The following is a 19,497-nucleotide window of genomic DNA, read 5'->3' as shown; positions in this document are numbered from 1 at the left end:
TAAAGACGCGATAAATCGCCGTCTCTACAATAATCAATCTTTTGTAGAGACGGCGATTCATCGCGTCTTATCTTAACCCAACAGTATTGGGAGATGAGGGAGATGAGGAAGATTAATTAAACAAGTGTCTTCCCAATCCCCCGATCAAAGCTGTTCAATTAACTCAATAATTTGTTGGTAATACTGGATATTCCCTTCTTGGTAATACAAGTCTGCGGATTTCTGAAAATCTCTAATTGCTCCTTGAGAGTCTCCCAAATTCCGGTAGACATCTGCCCGAAGGATGTAAGCTGAAGCCCAATTAGGCTGACGCTGTAAGGCTTGGTTTAAGTCTGTAAGCGCTCCTTGTAAGTCTCCCAACAGAGAACGGCTACGACCCCGATTGTACCAGTCTTCGGCAAAGCTGGGGTCAAGCGCGATCGCTCGACTGTAATCTTCTATTGCCCCTTGATAATCTTCTAAGGCATAGCGAGCATTAGCCCGATCGCTGTAAAATGCAGCAGATTGGGGATTTATTTGCAAAGCTTGGGTGTAATCTGCGATCGCACTTTCATATTCTTCTAAAGCATAGTGGGTAGAACCTCGGTTGTAATATGCTTCAATTAAATCAGGATTAATTTTTAATGCTTGATTATAATCTGTAAGCGCTCCTTGTTCATCCCCTAAAAGACGACGCGCATTTCCCCGATTGCAATAGGCTTGGGAAAAATCAGGAACAAGCTTTATCGCTTCAGTGTTATCATCAATTGCTCCTTGTAAATCTTGCAGAGCTTCACGGGCAATACTCCGACCATAATAAGCTGCGGCTAAGTTATCATTAATTTGCAATGCTCGATCGTAATCTTTAATTGCGCCTTTATGATCTCCTATAGAACGACGAGCTGCCGCGCGATCGCAATATCCTTCTGCTAAATTAGGATTGAGTTGTAATAGGCGATTGCTATCTTCAATTGCACCTTGATAGTCTCCCAATCGCCGACGAGCATTTGCCCGAAAGCCATATACTAAAGCGAGAGTCGGATTTTCTTGCAATGCTTGGTCATAATCTGCGATCGCACCCTGATAGTCTTCAAGAGTACTACGAACTAGACCCCGCTCACAATAAGCTTGCACATCATCAGGATTCAGCTTTAATGCTTGGTTAAAGTCTGCAATTGCTTCATGATAGTTTTTGAGGTGAGCAAGCACCAGACCCCGATTATAGTACGCTCCAGCAAAGTTGGGATTGATTTTTAGGGCATGGTTGTAATCTGCGATCGCACTTTGATAATCTGCTAAAGCGTAGTGAGCATTACCTCGGTTATGATAAGCCTCTGCCAAGTTAGGATCTAATTGTAATGCTTGGTTATGGTCAGCGATCGCTTCCTGATAATTGCCTAAAATCTGGTGAATATTGCCGCGATTGCTGTAAGCTGCGGCAAAATGAGGATGCCATTGTAAAGCTTGCTGAAAATCTGCGATTGCCCCTTGACGATCTCCACGTTCAAAAAGAGTTACGCCCCGATTATGATAAGCATTGGCAATATCAATATTGATATTATCAGCTAATTGGGTACTCGTTTCTATAGTTTGGATATAATCTGCGATCGCTTTGTCGTAGTTTTCCAAAGCAAAGTAGGCATTGCCCCGACTGTGGTAAGATTGGGCTAAATTCGGATCTAGTTGTAATGCTGCGTTATGATCGGCGATCGCACCTTCATAATCGGCTAAAAAGTAACGAGCATTAGCCCGATTGTAATAAGCTAAGGCAAAATTGGGATTGATTTCGATGGCGCGGTTGTAATCTGCGATCGCACTGCGATAATCTTTGAGTTGACCAGTTAAAATCAGCCCGCGATTATGGTAAGCTTCGGCATAATCAGGATTTAGCTTGATTGCTTGGATGTAAGCTGCGATCGCTGCTTGATAATCTCCTTGCAAATTGTGGTTTAATCCTTGGTTAAAAAAATCTTCAGAATTCATATAATTTTTTAGCTTTTGACATTCTCTAGCCTAAAGCATCAAGATTCTTAACGATATGTTTTGAAAATTATTCCAACTACTGTTGTGTCTGTTGCTAGGATTTTTTATTTCAATTTTGCGAATCGATTTCATTTATTTGAAAGTTTGCTGTTGTTATAGGAAAGTGCATATTGATTTTTGTTTCAATCCTGCTAAACATTACTTAAGTTTAGGGTGCGCCTTCTGACATAAGCGTTGCGATCGCGATGGTGGACTAAATAATCATAATTATGTACGTATAATTAGTTATAATTCCCAGAGTCATTGCACTCCACCCGCGAGGTGCTTCTCCCAGGGGGAGACGCTGCGCGTAGCTTGCTTCCCCGGAGGGGTATAAGTCGGGAAACCCGCTGTTAGCACCTGGCTCTTTGGGCTTCTTCGGGTTTAATAATTAATCAAGCGGACATGATATAGCGTTTCCTAATCATACAAGATACATCTTAGCCCCCTCCTCGCTTGCGGGGAGGGGGTTGGGGGTGGGGTTCTTGTACATCACTTGGGCCGAGAACCGCTATATTAGGTATTCAATCCACCATTGTTGAGTTGAGTTACTAATGACCGATGCAGTGAAACCTTGACTCGTCCTCGGAGTCAGCTTTACTCCTGATCAACTTTTTCAATGTCATCAGGTGTACCAGTGGCAGAAATTTTTGATGTGCCGGATTTACCTGCACCGGAGTTACCACCAGAAGCGCCAGCACCCCCTGAGTGTTTAGAATCCGTGTTGCCTTGTTCTTCTTGGAGCTGTTCAAGCCGGTTTTTTTCTTGAGCTTTATCTTTTTGGTCAGCCATATCTTATTTACATTTTTCGCGTAGCGATCGCTTTTAACTTTAACATTTTCCCGATTCTTGCGACATAACTAAACAAATGCTTTTAATTGGAGCTTCTAGACTGCGTTGCCGCAATAGCTTACTTCGCTTGTTGATTTTTGGGTTATGAGATTGCCCAAATCCCTTTGCACACATCGTTGTAGTGCCTCGAAATTTACGTGCAGACGCGATTGTGAACATAATTGGTGGAGCGATGAGCAAAAGCGCCAACAGAATGTATTGATTTGGTCAGTTTTAAAACAACATAGCCACAAAAGTTCTCTGATAACATTCAACATTCATTCTTCTGTGATTTGCATGACAAAAGGCTCTCTCTAGCGAGGGCGATAATGCCTAATAGTCAGACAACATCAGTATTAAAGCGTGAATATAAAACTTCTCATTTCTCCTCAATCACTCACGTTTTTGTTAGCCCAAAAGTCATCAAAGATTGTCATCATTGATACGCGAACTCCCGAAGAATACGCTATTTCTCATATTCCTCAATCCATAAATATTAGAGCTTTTTTCACCTATCTTTTAGACAGTTCCTACCCAGCAGGATTAAAGAAATTACAAGAGTATTTTGCACAAATTTTGAGTGGGGTAGGAATATCGGGTGCAGAATGGTTAATTGTTTATGAAGATACTTTAAATAAAGGTTATGGTCAATCTTGTCGAGCAGCTTTCTTACTGAAATATTTGGGTTGCGCTCAGGTATCTATCTTACACGGAGGATATAGAGCATGGCTCAAGGCAGGATTACCTACTACTGATGAAGTACCATTACGTGAAAGCAGCATCTTTAGATTGCATCCCAACGCTGATATGATGGTGACTACCGCCGAGATGTTGCAAGCAATTGACAATCGAGCAATTATTAAATTAGATGTGCGCGACAGCGAGGAATGGCTTGGGTTGAGTTCTTCTCCCTATGCTGTTGATTTTTGTCCTCGCAAAGGTAGAATCCCTAACAGTATATGGTTAGAATGGCATCGTTTGATGAATTCCGAATCGCAAATCCCCATGTTCCGATCGCCAGATGAAATCCGAGAAATTTGTCAATCTGTAGGTATTACTTTAGAGTCCATTGTGTACATTTACTGCTTTAAAGGTTCAAGGGCTGCCAATACATTGATAGCCCTCGAAGAGGCAGGGATTTCTGCCAGAAATTATTTTGGCTCTTGGAATGAATGGTCTCGTGACTTATCACTACCCATTGATAGCAGAGTAATGTGAAGAAGGTAATTCAGGATTGCTATATAGCGTTTCCTAATCACATGAGGTACATCTTAGCCCCCTCCTTGCTTGCGGGGAGGGGGTTGGGGGTGGGTTTCTACCTCACTCAACCGAGAACCGCTATATCTTGGATAATGGGACAGTAGACATAGATAATCTATGGTCTATCTTTTCAGACTTCGTTTGCATAACTTCAAACTTCCAGTCTGAAGAATAATCAGGCAATTCATAACCAACACTCTTAACATGAGCCAACATCAACTCATCTCGTTGATGCCAAACAGCAAATATTTTCTCCCTGCCATCATATAGTGTTTCTAAATCAATTTGATAAACCTCATTAACTCGTCTCAGCTTCAAACCCAACAAATTTAACAGTCGGCTGAGTATTTTTATTGCCGAAACCTGCTCTTTCTCCCCGACTAAATTAATACCAAGCGCTCTTTTAATATGTTTACTATGCTGAAAAGCAACATTTTTTAGCAATATCAAATCTGTATCGTTTTCATGAAATTCGCGTTTCTCTTCGAGAAATTGAAGCATTCCTAAAGCTCTCATAGCTTCAACTTTGAGCGTATAAGTTTTTAAATCTGGGAGAAAAACTTTCCCTTCACCCCAAGATAATTGTTGATGCCATTCTTGCTCATCTCTAACGTGAAAATACTCGCTTTCATGAGTTAAATAATAGTGGATTAACAACTGACGATAATATCCTTGTTCATCCTGTAATTTCAGCCAAGGACTAATTTCTACACCATATCTTTGTTTAAGAACATATTTATTAATTTGGTTGCGTTCTCCATCCGTTAGAGAATGCTTAACTAACAATTGCTCATACTCCACATAATCGATATCTTTAGCACTGGCAACAGCAGATGCTACTGATAGTTGATTTTGCTGCTTAATATCTTTAATTTTACGTTTAATTTCTTTAGCTTTTTGACGACTTTGTGCCCAATCTTTTTGAACTTTAACAATTTCTAAAATTAACCTTTTGCGGGTAGTTAAATCATCGGCATCAGTTGCCAAAAATGCCAGACGTAAATCTCGAATAATATTATTGTGAACCGCATTACTCCGCACCTGAATTTGATGCCCATCAGCAATTAAACCATCTTGCATCGATTGTCGGTAAAGGCGAATAGAAGCATTTACCCTTGCAGATAACTTCGCCCAAGTTCGCAAATGAATCGGGTCATAAACTAAGGGTAAATCTACATCTATTTTATGTAGGGGACTCAGCAAAGCTAAGTTTTCTTTTTGATTTTCCTGATACCAATCAGATAGCAAGCGATAATTTGTACTCCCACTACCAATTAGACCAATACCTCGTTTAGCACACCAGACAACACGCGGTACATCATCCCTGACTCTTGCTAACGCTTGTCTTGCTTCCGAGTCAGGAATTACCCCTTGAAAAATGCCATAAACCCGGTCAAAATGTTGGACATCAATACTAATTCCTGTACCAAGACTAGGGGTAACAAAAACTCCGTCATATTCAGATATTTTTTGATTAATCGCTGCAATAAAATCAACTGCTGCGTGACCAGGTGTATTTGTTGTGTGACTACTAACCACCAGCGTTTTAGGAAATTGTCGCCGTAATTTTTGTAGCCGTTCTTTTAAATAACGTTCAATTGTTTCACAACTATAACGCCCCGCGCGACTATCAGTAGTAACATAACATTTACGTCCAGCAAGTAAATCCAATTCTAGTTGGTGAATTAGCGGTGTTGGATTCGGTGAATCATAAAAAGTTACATCCCAACCTTGTTGAGGCTTCCACTGATTGAGAACTACCCAAGGTGTTAATTTAATTCCTGCTAATCCTTGTAAATATTCAAGTGAAACATCAGATAAATCAGCATCTTGAGCAATTACTAATCCTCCACTTGTTAAAACTGTCGCAATGAGTTGCTGGAATAACTTTAATATTTTTACCCGCTTATGTTTACAAGTATTACTATTTAATAGATGCCATAAAGATTGCTCTACTTCATCTAAAATTACTATTGCTCCCCGCCAATTTTCTGGGTTAAGTTTCCAAATTGAATCAACACACAACCCGAGGGATTGCTGAGGAAAGAGAGAGCGCAGTATGGGAGGAGCGGGGGTAAGTGTTTTATTAATCCTTTTTTCCCCATCGTCTTTATGTGTTCCCCATTGAATACCAATTTTTTCACACAAAAATCTTCCAAGTAGGATTCTGTGAGTAATTAACAAAACGGGTTGGTTTCGACTTTTTGCTTGTTGAACAACGCCTTGCAATGCCGTAGTTTTCCCCGTTCCTTTCGCTGATTTGACTCCTACTAATCCAGAGGTGGGAAAAGGTATTTCACCTATATAAGGACGGTTAAAGGTAAGTGCAGCAGGAATACTTAACTCGGTGTGGGGTTTGGTTTGAGCAAGATAAATTTCTAAATCAACACTTTGGCGATAAACTTTATCGAAACTACTTGCACCTTTAGCAACAATAAATTCATCAACCCCTTTTTCTATTCCTGGAAGTTCGATGACTTTAACAGGGCAATTTTTTTGCTGAAATAAACAACCAAGTTGAGAAATAGCATTATTTACAGCAGCAATTGTCTTAGGTTGAGTTTCAAAATCAAAACAAATATAAAAGCTGCGCTTTGTAATCGCAAACGCGGCTAAATCAGGAATTAGCTGACGACGGGTAACTTTGCCAAATTCATCTTTTACAACCCGATAACCACTGGTAATTCCGGGAATCGCAATAGCTACATATCCTTGCGTCAACAACGTGGCTGCTTTCTTTACACCCTCGCAGATGATGAGGGGAATATTCTGTTGCATCACCCATTGCCAAAAGCCTCCAGCCTCGCCATCAGGAGTAATGGTGATATTTTCAGGCATGACCAGATTGTAACGCCCAGCGACTTGCTGCCACACTTGCAACGTTACCCGCAAACAAAACACCCGCGTTGGTGTGCTGGGGGGATGCTCGTACTTGATAGATTTGCCATTGTGGTTTTGTCGGGGTTGGTTTGGCTTAAAGCATCCCCATTCCATCATTTGCCAATTATTCAAAGGGTCTAGTCCCGAACACCACCAACCCCCTTCTGTGATGTGAGCATAACGCTGTAACCATCCGGCTTTCACCATTCCGGTATTGGTGCGGGGGAGTAGCTCAGAAATCAACAGGTACTCATAAGCTGTTACACCTTGGAGCGACCTAAAATTGAGATGCACTAAGTGTAAGTCTATACCACTACTCTTGACTAATTCTTCAAGGTGTTGGGGGTGTAAATAGTGCAGATGCATAGGGAAAGGCGCGAAGGTAAGACAATGAGATTAAAACAGTAACATGCATCTGCTTTTTTTTAATACGCGAGATTGCGAGGCTTTGATGATGCTTTTTTTACTTCGTTGCCGGAGACACATCGGTTAGAACTGTAGTGGGTTATTCTGCCTATTAGATCCCCAAAGTAATAATTTTGTATTGTGATATTTGTTCGCTTTTAATTTTTATTTATCAGTAAATTTCTGCGTTAAGGAATGCGATCGCAGTATAACATCGCTATAAGGTAATATCTTCATATACTCCAGCAAAGGCTTTACACTGAGCATCCACTTTGTACCACGCCTGTAACCTCTCTGAATGAATAAAGACAAAAACGCTCACTGCTCCAAAGGTTTGAGATAGTCTTGAGTGTTAATTTTTCTTTGCGATCGCAGCTAATACAGATAACTTGACGTAAAACTTTTACCTCAGTAGCACGGTAACTTCTCAAGCTGATTGGAGGTAAAATAAACAACAACTTTTAAAATAAGTTCAATCTGCTTTATAAACCCTTTGCTTTTAGTTGCGAATGTAGGAAATATGGCTTTGTACTTTTTCATTTTTCCGTGTGTTTGTTTCATCACTGGCTATTTTTTATTCAAAAATAGAAATAATGAAATCTCACATTTAGTGACTGTATTTGCAGCTATCAGTCTGATTTTGGGTTTAATGTTAGCTCCTTGGCAGATTTTAGTTCTACTATTAACTCTTATTCTTATCAGTACGAGCTACGAGTATTATACAAGCAAAGTAGTCAACAGGGAAACACAATATACACAACAGCCAGTTCCCAAATCGGAACCAGATTATCACTTAATCTACCGTGGGGCTTGCTATCGTCATGACCTCAACCCCAAATTACATGGAGAAACTACACCATCAGTAACCCATAAGTTGAGCTTTCGGGGATGTACTTATTTTGTTGGTGCCGATCCTAATACCCAATCGACTGAAATCATTACACCACAAGCAACTCATAAGTTGAGCTTTCGGGGAAGCACCTATTCTATAAATAGAACTACACACAGATAAATTAAAGAGCAAGGCAGTTAGAAACTTGGTGCAAGTCTCTGAAAGTTTACATTTTATTAGCTCATACCTTCCAAATCCAAGAGGCGATGTCTACAATGGACTATGAGGTACTAGTGCTATTTATGCCAAATTCTGCTGTAGCACCTGCAATTTAATGTAATTATAGACTTGATGCCCAGCAATATGCGATACCAGTGTAGAGCCTAGCAGCGATCGCTATAAATCATAACCATTTTAAGAAATACCTAATATATCTACTTTAAGAAATGGTATTAATATATGGCTTTGTCAAGATTCCTAAACGCACAAATAATGTTAAAAAATAAGAACATATTCTGGAAACTACTGTTGACAAAGCTTATTTTTTATATGGGTGGAGTGGAACTTCCTTGGTAAAAGAGATATCTAGTTAGTTTGATTCTTAACTATTCACTCCTTGGGGAGGCGGTTAGTCTCCAGAAATAGACAACATATTTTTAACCTGTAAAATTATGTGGAAATCAAAGTTAATATTTAGACTTATACTGTCGGCTGCGGCGATCGCTACTAGCGTACAGCTAAGTTCAGCGAATGACTATGCTATTGCTCAAAGTGCATCTTCAAATCCAACTGTTGAATCTGGGCAACAAAATCAAGCTTTAGAAGATGGCAAGGTTGCTATGGCAGGAGTTGGCATAGGAGCGATTGCAGGCTTACTCATTTCTGGTTTATGGTATCAGAAACGTCGTTACCACAAAATCCAGTCACGTGCCAAAATAAACCGCTTTCGTGAAGAGTTTCTCTGCGGTTCTTTAGCAGATTATTACTTATCTAATTCCAAAGCAAATTCTTCACCTACAAATTCTCGGAAAACTTTACCAGCACCCACTAAAGAAGAATCCCCTACTTCTGAGGAAACTGTCGTAACGCCAACTAAAGAAGAAATATCCGATCCCTCTACTTCTGAAACAAATAATCTTGCAGCAGAATCTACGCCAGCTACAGCATCTAATTTCTTATCTGACTCCTACCACAAGTTAATCGAGGAAATTGTTAATACCGCTCTCAACGATAAAATCAGTTCTAAAGAGTATATATATCGCCAATTAGTAGAAAATGTGAGCAGTGGTGATAGTGAAATCTTTGAACGCTGTTTGAGCGATCGCTTGCATTCCACCCAATCTGAACTACATAAAGTAATAAATTCTCCGAGTTTATTTCAAAAAGAGACTCCTGAGTTAAAGAAAGCTCGTTTAAATAGCACCTTGAAGGCATTACAAAGTATTCAAGGGGAATGGGAACAAATCCAAAAACAAAAACTAAATTAAGCTTCAGTTAACCCAACTGTGCAACAAATTCTCACGGACTGAAAAGCAAGAAGCTTTTCAGTCTTGTTGCAAAACCGAACTAACATTATTAAATTTATTGGTGTGGATGGTTATGATTACTTGCCGCAATTACTAGAAAAATACAGGCGATCGCACTAAGCTTTTACAATAGATAGACATCAAATTTAGGTAGTTATTAACCAAATTCTGGATGAAATACAGCATCTCAAAGTTTATTTTTTCGGGTTAGGTTTCATCCTTCTTCGTCAATTCCCAACTCCTGACTTAGTTCGTTAATATTTTGAGGTTTTAAAGTTCTAGCTTTAGCTCTTTCCAAAGCAGTTAATAGACGAACTGCATTTTTAGGTGAACGAAGTAAATGAGATGTTTCTAGTAAACTCTCTAGTTCATCAACAGCAATTAGGGCGACGCTTTCGCCTTCTTGTCGGTTAATAATTACCACTCCTCTATCTGCAACCACTTGAGCGCAGAGTTCGGTTAGATTGTTACGAGCATCAGTCAAGTTTGTCTGATTAGACATGGTGGGAGATTTCCTAATGCTGTAGGCTTTACATAACATAATAGCTTGACTATTTGGAGGTGCGATCGTTCATTTACCAATGTAATAAAAGTAACTAAAATTAGAATCCCTGGCTTAAGTTCGCCATATATTGCTTTATTTAGAGCGGTTTATATGCTTCAGTTTGAATCAAGATTAGTTTATAATATCACATCTCAGAAATTTAATAAATTCTTCTAATCCTTTAAAAATATCAGGATAATTGCTTTCCACTTGTATTTCTTCTTCTAGCTCTGGAAAAGCATCTAATATGTCTTCATTTGCAATATTCAAATAAAATATAATGGGAAGAATGACTTTTTTAAAATCATCTATTGAAATAGAGTTTGAAGGTTGAGAAATGGAATAGGGACTTATATGGACAAAATTGGATAAATACTTATACAAAAACCTGTATCTTTTATTAATCTTTTCTTTATCTTGTTCACGTACAGAATTAAATTTTACTAATCTGCTTAAAAGCACATCATAATGTTCTACGAAGCATCCTTTAGTATGATAAACAGCATTCTCAAAATCCTTGGAAAATAAATTTTTACATTTACCATTCTTCTTAAGAAGATTTTTATATTTTTCGTTTTTTTTATTTTGTAATTCTATTTGTTTATAATATTCATTTTTATTAATTTGATTTTTTAATTCATCTAATTGTTCTCCTAGTTCTTTCAAATCTGTTTGTTCTCCTAGCTGTTCCAAGTCGAGCGCTTTTAATTGGCTAACCATTTTTTGCCTTTCCAAAATATCATATATTTCAAACATGAGGGATCTAAATTTAAACTCAGACTCATTAATGTCAGGATATGTTAAATAATAAAACGTTTTGTAAGATTCAATTATGCTTCTTGTTAAAATTGCTGCTGATGAAAAATCAACAAAATTTGGGTTGTCAAGATTTTGAGTTAAGATGTGAAAAATAGTTATGCTAGTAGACTTCATTCTATATAAAATATGATGCCTTAGTTTATTTTTATCATCTAATTTTTCATAAGTTGTATTCAAGAAATTAAAAACTTGATTAGTTAGAATGAGAGATGACTTAAAAATATCTAATAGTTCTGAGTAATTCATACTTATTGCTTTGGTAAATTTTCGTTAGTTCAATTGAAGCTTTCTCATATTTCATAATTAAAATAAAAAAGATGAGGGTAAAGAGCATACATGACTCCTTACCCCTAAATCTTCTCGATTAATCCCGAAACTACACCCCGACGGCTTCCTTGGCGGTCTATAGCACCTTACCATTGATTTCCTTTAACCGTGATCGCAATTAAATTTATTGGTGCTGTACTAAATTTATATTATGTTAGGTGAAATCATTGCTGAATAGCAGGTAAAACTTCTAATTCAGTAGGATAAATTAAAACCTTGCCTAATAGCTCACTAAAATAAACAACTTGATAATTAGGTGCAAGCTCTGTTTGCAATTGCTTCCACAGGATGATTCCTTCTTCCTCAAAAGCCGCTTCAGCTTCTTCACTTAGGAAACCTGATGAGTTAGCAGGATCTTCCCAGTTCAACTTTGCATTATAAATTTCTTCCCATTTTTCCAGACGTTTAATAGTTTCTAGACTTAATGGCAATGTCTCTGGGTCAATGTTGCCAATTTTATCAGAACTCACCCACCATAGAGGATAGCATCCATAGTCAGCCATGAGTTTGATTTTTTTCTGCTTTAAACTGTCTGTCTTGTATCATGTTCAATACTTCCCCAGGTTTCAGGTAGAGGATTGACCCAGGAAATAGGCACAGAAACAACATCTAGAGTTTCACGGTCTTTAAAGATTTCTAAAATATATCCTGGCTCTTGCTGAGTTTTAGTAGGACGCAGATGATCTAACACAACCCCTCTATCGCCAGCTTTTACAGGACTATTAGGAACATTGTGCTTCAGTTCTACCCACTGAAATAAACTAGCTATTGTCATCGTTTAAGTCTCCTGTGATTTATCAGGATATAGTGTTATAAATCTAACAAATTCTGTTTCTTCATCTTGTTGCCAGATAGTAATTACCTTAATTAATTGACCATTAGTCCCAGTCCACTCGCTTTTAACCTCAAACTGAGTCCCCCAATCACTAGGGGTAACTTTTGCAATTTCAGAACCTTCTACAGCATTTATTATATCGTTCTTAAGAAGTTCCCAGTTATCAAGATTATATCCTGCTAAAGCTAGATATCTTGATTTATCACTTTTAGGTTGATAAACAAGTAGGTATTTAGTTATTTTTTCATCTTGAATGATTAAACCCGATGGCATTTTCATTATGTTATTTATAATCAATACACCATAAAAACAGGGAGTCAAGATTGTTCTTAACTCCCCACTAATTTTTATTTGTCGGCTAAAAAACTAAGCCCCCACAGCTTCCTTGGCAGCGTACAACACCTCAGCGTTGATTTCTTTGAAACCGCGATCGCGCGCAAATTTCTCAGTATTACGCTTCACTTTGCCGCGAACAAATCCCGGAATCTTATTCAATTCTGCTTGTCCATCTTTTGTCCAATTCAAATCAGAATCAGCGGAAATTCCTCTAGTAATAACTTCTTTGGTATCATGACCGCCAAAGATTTCTAATAGGTGATCTTCCATTCCCAAAGTGAAGGAATTGTAGATCAAATCTGTAATCTGATTCGTGCCTTCGTAACCCATAAATGGTTTGTAACCAATGGGGAAGTTTTGGACGTGGATTGGTGCAGCAATTACGCCACAAGGAATATCTAAGCGCTTACCAACATGGCGTTCCATTTGGGTGCCGAAAATGGCAGAGGGTTCGACACGAGCGATCGCATCCCCAATTGCACCATGATCTTCGGAAATTAGCACTTCATCGCAATACTCGCTCACCTGTTCGCGGAACCAATCTGCATCATATTTACAGTAGGTTCCAGCCCAAACAACATGAATCCCCATTTCTCGCGCCAGAATCTTGGTAATGGCTGCGGCGTGGGTATTGTCACCAAAAACCACAGCTTTTTTGCCAGTCAAGTTTTGACAGTCAATCGAACGGGAGAACCAAGCAGCCTGAGAAACATGGAGGGTTTGCTCATTGATGAAGTTTTCATAGTCAACTTCTGCACCTTGAGCGTTAATTACCTGCTGAATCTTACGAATACAACGGGCAGTTTCCACTACACCCATTGGAGTAATGTCTATATAAGGTGTGCCAAATTGTTCTTCCAGGTAACGAGCTGTAGTCAAACCGAGTTCGCGGTAAGGCACCAAGTTAAACCAGGCTTGGGACATCTTTTTCAAGTCATTTACCGAAGCACCTTCAGGAATTAAGGTATTTACCTCAATTCCCAAATCAGCCATCAGCCGTTTTAGTTCGGTGCAATCGTGATTGTTGTGGAAACCGAGGGTAGTAGTACCTATAATGTTCACCGAGGGCTTTGCTGTTTTGCCCTCAGCCAATTCGCCCCGCTTCCGAGCTTTTTCAATGTAGTATTGGACAATTTGATCCAAAGTGCGATCGGCGGCTTGCAGTTCGTTGTAGCGGTAGTGGTTCACATCCGCCAGCATTACATCTCCTTTCGCTTCCAACTGCGCCCGTTCGACAAAGTTGTGCAGATCCTCTTGCAAAATGCTAGAGGTGCAGGTGGGAGTTAACACAATCAAATCTGGGTGTTCCTCGGCATCCTTGCGGACGATGTTATCTACTACCTTCTCTTGGGAGCCGCGTGCCAAAACGTTGCGATCGACGACACTGGTTGTCACCGGGGTAAAATCCCTCTCCCGCGATAGCATAGAGCGCATGACGTTAAAGTAGTCATCGCCAATGGGGGCGTGCATAATCGCATGAACATTTTTAAAAGAGCTAGCGATTCGCAGAGTGCCGATGTGGGCTGGGCCAGCATACATCCAGTAAGCCAATTTCATGTTTGTGTCTCCCTTTTAAACTCAAAATAACTAAGTAAGTGGGCGTAAAAAATATAAGATAGAGCTTACCACCAACCCCTTCGGTGCCTAGTTTACCGCCGTAGGCATCGCCCAGCGTGTCGTTGGTAGAGAAGGGGAGAGGTTTGGAGAGAGGTATTATCTTTAATTCATCCCATTTACTTATAAGTGCTTGATTATTAAATCGTTTCTGATTTTCTCAAACCTGCTGGCTGAAAAAAAATAAGGTTTGTTGCGGGTTTTAAGGGAGGCTATATGCCTGAAACCTATTTACTGCTTGGGATACAGCTATCAATTTCAACAACATTGCTGGTGATTTTGTAAAAAAATCTTAATGTTTAAACAGAATTCAGGAGTCAGGAGTCAGAATTCAGAATGAATCCTGTACTCTCTCCGCTATCGGTGGCAAGTCTGAATCCCCGCAAAGAGTGATTCTGATTCCTGAATTCTGACTTCTGAATTCTTCTTCAATAATCTCTCATTCCCTAGTCGGTTGCGTTTTTACCTAATTCGCTAAGATGTACACAAGCTCAGTTTCACAAAAATTATGGTGAAAACACCCTCCCAGCCTTGGACAATTCCTCCTTTGGAAAATGGCGACAAACTCACCCGCTACGAATTTGAGCGTCGCTATAATGCCACCCCTAACCTGAAAAAAGCTGAATTAACCGAAGGAATTGTCTATATTATGCCTGCTGCCCTGCGTTTCCGAAGTCACGGTCAACCGCATGGTTGGATTTTGACATGGCTTGGTACTTACGAAGCTGCGACTTCTGGTGTAGCGTTGGGAGTTGAACCTACTGTCCGCTTAGACTTAGATAACGAACCTCAACCCGATGCTGTTCTGTTGATTCTACCGGAAGCAGGTGGTCAAACGCGACTGAGTGAAGATGATTATATTGAAGGTGCGCCAGAGTTAGTTGTGGAAATTGCTGCTAGTAGTGCGGCTATCGATCTTCATGGCAAAAAACAGGCTTATCGTCGCAACGGTGTCAAAGAATATATTGTTTGGCAAGTTTTAGACCAAAAATTGACTTGGTTTTCTCTGGAACAGGGTGAATATCTGGAATTAGTACCTGACAATGAAGGCGTTTTGCGAAGTCGGGTATTTCCAGGGTTGTGGTTAGCGGCGACGGAGTTATTAGCAGGTAATATGCAGGGTGTGTTGAAGGTTTTACAAGCAGGTTTGCAGTCTGCTGAACATGGGGATTTTATCCAGAAATTGGGTAGTGATTAACCCCTTCTAAGAGTGTTCCAAAAAATAAATGATCCAAAACCCGTCATTGCGTTCGCCCTTGGCGTTCCCGAATGGTACGAAGCGAAGCAATCGCAAAGACTGGGATTGCTTCGCTTCGCTCGCAATGACAATTGGACATTTTTTTACTTGGAGTACTTTAAATACGGAAAATATCTTAACCAATTATGTTTGCACACCAAATTTTTCTACTTTAGTATGTATAGTTAATTCAGCAGATATTTTAGGATTTTTAGCAACCATCATAAATAATAATTAGTGGCTTTCGTTGCTACATCTAGTGTGATAGCAAGACTTCAGTCCTGATTTTGTTTGCGTAGCATCTCGTCAGAGAGGACTAAAGTCCTCACTAGAAACCATGAGGATTTTGACGGTAATTATATTATTTGAATCATCCACTTTTTCAAGAGAAAAAATGCTGCTTCACCACATCTAAGCGTGAACAGTTCCAATAATCGATATGGGAAATAATCAAACCATCAGAGTTCAGACCTAATTCACTCCAACCAGGAATAGAGATCCGTGGTTTCCAGGGTAGAGGAGTATTCCAACTGAGTGTCCACTCAGTTTTTATTGTGTCTCCTAAACGTTGAATATTATGTAAGTCCATCTTGGGATTTAAAAACCAAGTTTGGATAAAATTAATCATTTCTTTGTAACGTTTAACACCACGAAACTTATTCAGCGGGTCTTGAAAATAAACCTCTGGGGCATAAATGCTATAAGTTTGATTGACTGGGAATCTTTGATAGTCTTGTTTGAGGATTTCAATAATATCCATGATAGATAAATATATCTGTAATTTGGTTTAATATGAAAACTTAAAAATGGAAATTAACCCTCATTCCATAAACGTTCTAACTGACGCCGCCAAGCAGTGAGGACTTCTTCTCGCCCTTGTGAAGTTTGATTTATTTCGCCCATCATTCCTTCGGCGTAAAAGCGTTCTAAGGTTTGCATAGTAGCTTGCAGAGATTGTCCTTGCTGTTTTGCTGCCTGAATAATTTGCCGGATGCGGCTTTCAATTAGTCGATTAAAGACATTATCTAATCCAGCCTGATGGAGAGATGCAAGTCGGTTGATTGCATTGGATAAATCTGCACTTACTAAAGTATCAATGTTATGTTGAAATACCCCCCAAATCACCCCTTCATACAAAGCGTAACGTACTTCTTGAGTATCATCGAAGTTGGCTTCTAGGAACTGTTCTAAAAATGGTTGGGCTTGTTGTATAGGCAGAATAGGCAGTAAAACTCGCAGCCAAGTATTATCTTCGGAAAGCAGCACCAACAGCCGAAAAGTAGAAGTATCTATTTGCCACGATCCAGGAGCAATCGTAGCAACAGCCGATGTGCCAAATAATTCTGTTAGCGTACCCGCAATTTCTTCAGGTGTCATAACCTTATATTTAGATATAGCCTCTAGATTAGCGCAGAGGTGCATCAACTTATTCACTAGAATGCTTGCTTGTCCAGTCTGAAAACGCAGTGGGGGCGCACAGCTAGGTGTACGCCCCCACGAATGAATGTATTCCACTGAATTGAAATATCTGATTTAAATAAGCGAATTGCTCAAAAACACGATACCGATCGCACACAAGGCAAAACCAGCAAGGCTGATTTTCCAGGGTAAAATTCGGTTTATTTCTCCCATACTCATCCCAACACCAATTTCTCTAGCACTCATGGCAACGGCAAACAGAGTTAAGGCAATACCTAGTATATAGGCAACTACTGATATTGTTCCTGCACTAACAATAGATTCAGCATTAGCGTAACCTTGAAATAAACCAGCACTGATGCCCACTAGAGTAAGCACCAGAAAGTTTAGTTGATTTGGCATCATCAGCATAGTACCAAAAACAATGGTAGAAATGGCGATGGCTGCGCCCGCCGAAGGCATCGCTATTTCTGTGCCTGGTAAATCTAACTGAAATATATGAATTACAATGCCCAAAACTGTTGCGAAGACAAAACATCCAGCGATCGCAGCGCCACGAACAAACACAGATGAGAGTAAGCCAATTGCAACAATACCAACTAAACAATTTAAACTAATTACTGGATCTGCTAATCCCCAGACAAAGGCTTCCCAGGCGTTAGAGATGGTATGTTCAAATGGTGTTCCACTCAATGAACTCAGTAAGCTAATTAAAATTAAAGCTGCGATCGCCCCAATATGGCGATCCATGAACTTTGAGGGATTAAGTTCCCCCGAAGTACGGGATTCTGATAATTTAGTCTTGAACATCGCTATATACCAAATTAGTTTTTAGGTAATTTATACTACCCACCTACCCCAAAAAACTAACGTGGTAATTACGCTAAATCTTACTAACTTCATAAAGTTATGTAAAGCCGCAGTGGTAGAAAAAGTTCTCTCATAAGCAAGTAGGATCGGGTTATTGAGATTGAAGATGCGATCGCTAATCAAGAATCAGCCCAAAACTGCTGACAATACAATTAAATTATAAAAATGAATCTAAAGTACCGTCAATTCCATATATTGGAGCGATAACTAGAAGCTCTTCCACCTATGCATAAAGTGGCGTTTGCAGCAAATTGTTGAATCATTTGGGCATCTGTTTCACTTAAACTTTCCAACTCAATTCTGTTGTTTTCTTGTGGCGTACTAGTATTACTACTATATATACGACGACTCAAGCCTACAGGACTATTCTCATAAAATGTTGTATAGAATACACACGCTGCTACATACGAGCCAATCGGACTAGGGTGGCTTCGATCCGAATTGTAAAGGTTTAATTTTAGATTCGCTTCCTGAATTTTTTGCCAAGCAGTTCCCACAGGTGCAACTTTAGCTTTTAGTTCTTGAGCAATGCTCATGTAAGCATCAGTCAATATCTGTTGCGTTTCTGGTTGATTTTGCTTTGCCCAAGTTAAGTAAAACACTGTTTGGGAATTCACTCGCTTAATCTCGGCATCAAACAGAGTAGCGTACTTGTACATTTCCTGGGGATTGGTAATTGGTAAAGTACTTTGCTCTTGCAGTACTACATAATCCCAGCGTTTCGCTTTCAAAAGTCTGAGTGCTTTACCACGTTTCCAGTGGTTTTGAAGTGTAGCTCCACCAACCACAACCATTTCAGTTTCTAACTTTTTAGGTTCTTTCGCTGAAGCAGCCAACTGTTGTGTCAACCAAGGAAGATCGTTGAAATATGTATAGCTGTTACCAATAAATAAAACTCTGATTACCTGTTGTTCAGCTACGGGGAAATAATTTCTCTGAATCTGCCTTGCTAGCATATTAAACAAGACAATTATCAGAAAGAGGAATAAACATACATATACTATCTTGGTATTGCTCATCTTCCCTGAAATCTTTGAAGTATAACTTATTCTTGGACAGGATTTTTTTGGAAATGGTTAAAGGCTCCTACTTTCACGACTTTTCAGTATATTGGCGCAGCGATAGACGAGATGAGTTCACCTACAGATGAGCAAATAGCACTGATTCGACTAACGCTCGAAGATAGGAAAATGAGTTACCCCGATAGATTTGAACAAGAAAAGCTGTTGAATTTGTACAAAGCTAAGATGCTTGTTGAGCCAGTAAACAGCCTCGATCGCAATTTTTAGGTAATTAAACCATAATGCAGGGTAGCACAACTGTGCTGCCCTACGGGGGATTGAAACAAAATCCCTCAATACTTTAGAGTTAATAATAAACTCAACTCCAAAGCGCGATCGCAATGACTGATAAAGAACTCAAACATCTAATTGAGAGTAATGCTAAAACAGTCCAAGCTATGTTAGATGAAATGGCGGAAGCACGTCAGGAACGCCAAGAACTCCGAGAAGGAATGCTCCAAATCCAGAATGCGGTAGCACAATTAACGAATATACAAGAGAGAATAACCAATCTACTAATTTCTATTGATGGCGATCGCCCCACAATTCTTAAAAAACTTTCAGCCCTGGAAACTAAGCTTGACCAGTTATTGCAGCAAAACCCAACGGATGAGTTAGGGTAAATACTCATAATAATGCCTAGACGTGTTGAAACAACATTTATTTTCGTCAAACAGTCGATAATGTAAATAAATGTAAA

The 19,497-nt window shown here is 39.4% G+C and carries 19 protein-coding genes; 6 read left to right on the top strand and 13 right to left on the bottom strand.

The features are described from left to right. Window positions 1–144: 144 nt before the first annotated feature. Window positions 145–1,962, bottom strand: a complete 1,818-nt coding sequence (locus tag V7K61_RS04795; RefSeq protein ID WP_335051417.1) for a tetratricopeptide repeat protein — start codon at window positions 1,960–1,962, stop codon at window positions 145–147. Window positions 1,963–2,598: 636 nt separating this feature from the next. Continuing rightward, window positions 2,599–2,793, bottom strand: coding sequence for a hypothetical protein (locus tag V7K61_RS04790; protein WP_094350397.1), 195 nt, complete (start codon window positions 2,791–2,793; stop codon window positions 2,599–2,601). Between the two features lie 402 nt (window positions 2,794–3,195). On the opposite strand from V7K61_RS04790, the gene V7K61_RS04785 reads away from it, so the two are divergent. Continuing rightward, window positions 3,196–4,050 (top strand): sulfurtransferase, encoded by an 855-nt coding sequence (locus tag V7K61_RS04785; RefSeq protein WP_335051415.1) that lies wholly within the window; start codon window positions 3,196–3,198, stop codon window positions 4,048–4,050. 120 nt (window positions 4,051–4,170) lie between these two features. Here V7K61_RS04785 and V7K61_RS04780 read toward each other — a convergent pair whose 3' ends face one another. Beyond that, on the bottom strand, window positions 4,171–7,338 hold the full coding sequence (locus V7K61_RS04780) for a plasmid replication protein, CyRepA1 family (RefSeq protein ID WP_335051413.1): 3,168 nt from the start codon (window positions 7,336–7,338) through the stop codon (window positions 4,171–4,173). Between the two features lie 649 nt (window positions 7,339–7,987). On the opposite strand from V7K61_RS04780, the gene V7K61_RS04775 reads away from it, so the two are divergent. After that, complete coding sequence (locus V7K61_RS04775; RefSeq protein ID WP_335051411.1) at window positions 7,988–8,389, top strand: hypothetical protein; 402 nt, start codon at window positions 7,988–7,990, stop codon at window positions 8,387–8,389. Window positions 8,390–8,880: 491 nt separating this feature from the next. Continuing rightward, the gene (locus V7K61_RS04770; protein WP_335051409.1) at window positions 8,881–9,696 is read left to right on the top strand and encodes a hypothetical protein; all 816 of its coding nucleotides are present in this window, start codon (window positions 8,881–8,883) and stop codon (window positions 9,694–9,696) included. A 253-nt stretch (window positions 9,697–9,949) separates the two neighbouring features. On the opposite strand, the gene V7K61_RS04765 is transcribed toward V7K61_RS04770, so the two are convergent. The 6 genes from V7K61_RS04765 to bchB form a co-directional block, all read right to left on the bottom strand. Then, window positions 9,950–10,237 carry a type II toxin-antitoxin system Phd/YefM family antitoxin gene (locus V7K61_RS04765; RefSeq protein ID WP_335051407.1) on the bottom strand — a complete coding sequence of 96 codons (288 nt, stop codon included), beginning with the start codon at window positions 10,235–10,237 and terminating at the stop codon, window positions 9,950–9,952. Window positions 10,238–10,411: 174 nt separating this feature from the next. Next, complete coding sequence (locus V7K61_RS04760; protein WP_335051405.1) at window positions 10,412–11,344, bottom strand: DUF5677 domain-containing protein; 933 nt, start codon at window positions 11,342–11,344, stop codon at window positions 10,412–10,414. A gap of 245 nt (window positions 11,345–11,589) precedes the next feature. Next, complete coding sequence (locus V7K61_RS04755) at window positions 11,590–11,928, bottom strand: hypothetical protein (protein ID WP_335051403.1); 339 nt, start codon at window positions 11,926–11,928, stop codon at window positions 11,590–11,592. A 20-nt stretch (window positions 11,929–11,948) separates the two neighbouring features. Then, window positions 11,949–12,200, bottom strand: coding sequence for a hypothetical protein (locus tag V7K61_RS04750; RefSeq protein WP_335051401.1), 252 nt, complete (start codon window positions 12,198–12,200; stop codon window positions 11,949–11,951). Window positions 12,201–12,203: 3 nt separating this feature from the next. After that, complete coding sequence (locus V7K61_RS04745) at window positions 12,204–12,539, bottom strand: DUF6883 domain-containing protein (protein WP_335051398.1); 336 nt, start codon at window positions 12,537–12,539, stop codon at window positions 12,204–12,206. 87 nt (window positions 12,540–12,626) lie between these two features. Further along, window positions 12,627–14,153, bottom strand: a complete 1,527-nt coding sequence (bchB, locus tag V7K61_RS04740) for a ferredoxin:protochlorophyllide reductase (ATP-dependent) subunit B (RefSeq protein WP_292718743.1) — start codon at window positions 14,151–14,153, stop codon at window positions 12,627–12,629. Between the two features lie 565 nt (window positions 14,154–14,718). On the opposite strand from bchB, the gene V7K61_RS04735 reads away from it, so the two are divergent. Then, window positions 14,719–15,408 carry a Uma2 family endonuclease gene (locus tag V7K61_RS04735; protein WP_335051396.1) on the top strand — a complete coding sequence of 230 codons (690 nt, stop codon included), beginning with the start codon at window positions 14,719–14,721 and terminating at the stop codon, window positions 15,406–15,408. A gap of 421 nt (window positions 15,409–15,829) precedes the next feature. On the opposite strand, the gene V7K61_RS04730 is transcribed toward V7K61_RS04735, so the two are convergent. The 4 genes from V7K61_RS04730 to V7K61_RS04715 form a co-directional block, all read right to left on the bottom strand. Beyond that, complete coding sequence (locus V7K61_RS04730) at window positions 15,830–16,207, bottom strand: DUF2358 domain-containing protein (protein WP_335051394.1); 378 nt, start codon at window positions 16,205–16,207, stop codon at window positions 15,830–15,832. A 53-nt stretch (window positions 16,208–16,260) separates the two neighbouring features. Then, window positions 16,261–16,824 carry a leucine zipper domain-containing protein gene (locus V7K61_RS04725; RefSeq protein ID WP_335051392.1) on the bottom strand — a complete coding sequence of 188 codons (564 nt, stop codon included), beginning with the start codon at window positions 16,822–16,824 and terminating at the stop codon, window positions 16,261–16,263. Window positions 16,825–16,980: 156 nt separating this feature from the next. Further along, window positions 16,981–17,676 (bottom strand): HupE/UreJ family protein, encoded by a 696-nt coding sequence (locus V7K61_RS04720; protein ID WP_335051390.1) that lies wholly within the window; start codon window positions 17,674–17,676, stop codon window positions 16,981–16,983. Between the two features lie 242 nt (window positions 17,677–17,918). Continuing rightward, window positions 17,919–18,692, bottom strand: coding sequence for an SGNH/GDSL hydrolase family protein (locus V7K61_RS04715; RefSeq protein WP_335051388.1), 774 nt, complete (start codon window positions 18,690–18,692; stop codon window positions 17,919–17,921). A 174-nt stretch (window positions 18,693–18,866) separates the two neighbouring features. Here V7K61_RS04715 and V7K61_RS04710 point away from each other — a divergent pair, with 174 nt between their 5' ends. Both V7K61_RS04710 and V7K61_RS04705 read left to right on the top strand, forming a co-directional pair. Then, window positions 18,867–19,025: a hypothetical protein gene (locus V7K61_RS04710; protein ID WP_335051386.1), complete on the top strand. Its 159-nt coding sequence runs from the start codon at window positions 18,867–18,869 to the stop codon at window positions 19,023–19,025. Window positions 19,026–19,138: 113 nt separating this feature from the next. Then, window positions 19,139–19,420, top strand: coding sequence for a hypothetical protein (locus V7K61_RS04705; protein WP_094350381.1), 282 nt, complete (start codon window positions 19,139–19,141; stop codon window positions 19,418–19,420). Window positions 19,421–19,497: the final 77 nt, after the last annotated feature.

The organism is Nostoc sp., from assembly GCF_036918015.1.
Classification (GTDB): Bacteria; Cyanobacteriota; Cyanobacteriia; order Cyanobacteriales; family Nostocaceae; genus Nostoc.
This window is presented reverse-complemented; position numbering and strand designations above follow the sequence as displayed.

Bases quoted from the DNA above. Each gene is read 5' to 3' on its own strand.
- V7K61_RS04795 (WP_335051417.1), bottom strand. From the start codon at position 1,962: ATGAATTCTGAAGATTTTTTTAACCAAGGATTAAACCACAATTTGCAA.
- V7K61_RS04790 (WP_094350397.1), bottom strand. From the start codon at position 2,793: ATGGCTGACCAAAAAGATAAAGCTCAAGAAAAAAACCGGCTTGAACAG.
- V7K61_RS04780 (WP_335051413.1), bottom strand. From the start codon at position 7,338: ATGCATCTGCACTATTTACACCCCCAACACCTTGAAGAATTAGTCAAG.
- V7K61_RS04770 (WP_335051409.1), top strand. From the start codon at position 8,881: ATGTGGAAATCAAAGTTAATATTTAGACTTATACTGTCGGCTGCGGCG.
- V7K61_RS04765 (WP_335051407.1), bottom strand. From the start codon at position 10,237: ATGTCTAATCAGACAAACTTGACTGATGCTCGTAACAATCTAACCGAA.
- V7K61_RS04760 (WP_335051405.1), bottom strand. From the start codon at position 11,344: ATGAATTACTCAGAACTATTAGATATTTTTAAGTCATCTCTCATTCTA.
- V7K61_RS04755 (WP_335051403.1), bottom strand. From the start codon at position 11,928: ATGGCTGACTATGGATGCTATCCTCTATGGTGGGTGAGTTCTGATAAA.
- V7K61_RS04750 (WP_335051401.1), bottom strand. From the start codon at position 12,200: ATGACAATAGCTAGTTTATTTCAGTGGGTAGAACTGAAGCACAATGTT.
- V7K61_RS04745 (WP_335051398.1), bottom strand. From the start codon at position 12,539: ATGAAAATGCCATCGGGTTTAATCATTCAAGATGAAAAAATAACTAAA.
- bchB (WP_292718743.1), bottom strand. From the start codon at position 14,153: ATGAAATTGGCTTACTGGATGTATGCTGGCCCAGCCCACATCGGCACT.
- V7K61_RS04735 (WP_335051396.1), top strand. From the start codon at position 14,719: ATGGTGAAAACACCCTCCCAGCCTTGGACAATTCCTCCTTTGGAAAAT.
- V7K61_RS04730 (WP_335051394.1), bottom strand. From the start codon at position 16,207: ATGGATATTATTGAAATCCTCAAACAAGACTATCAAAGATTCCCAGTC.
- V7K61_RS04725 (WP_335051392.1), bottom strand. From the start codon at position 16,824: ATGACACCTGAAGAAATTGCGGGTACGCTAACAGAATTATTTGGCACA.
- V7K61_RS04720 (WP_335051390.1), bottom strand. From the start codon at position 17,676: ATGTTCAAGACTAAATTATCAGAATCCCGTACTTCGGGGGAACTTAAT.
- V7K61_RS04715 (WP_335051388.1), bottom strand. From the start codon at position 18,692: ATGCTAGCAAGGCAGATTCAGAGAAATTATTTCCCCGTAGCTGAACAA.
- V7K61_RS04710 (WP_335051386.1), top strand. From the start codon at position 18,867: ATGAGTTCACCTACAGATGAGCAAATAGCACTGATTCGACTAACGCTC.
- V7K61_RS04705 (WP_094350381.1), top strand. From the start codon at position 19,139: ATGACTGATAAAGAACTCAAACATCTAATTGAGAGTAATGCTAAAACA.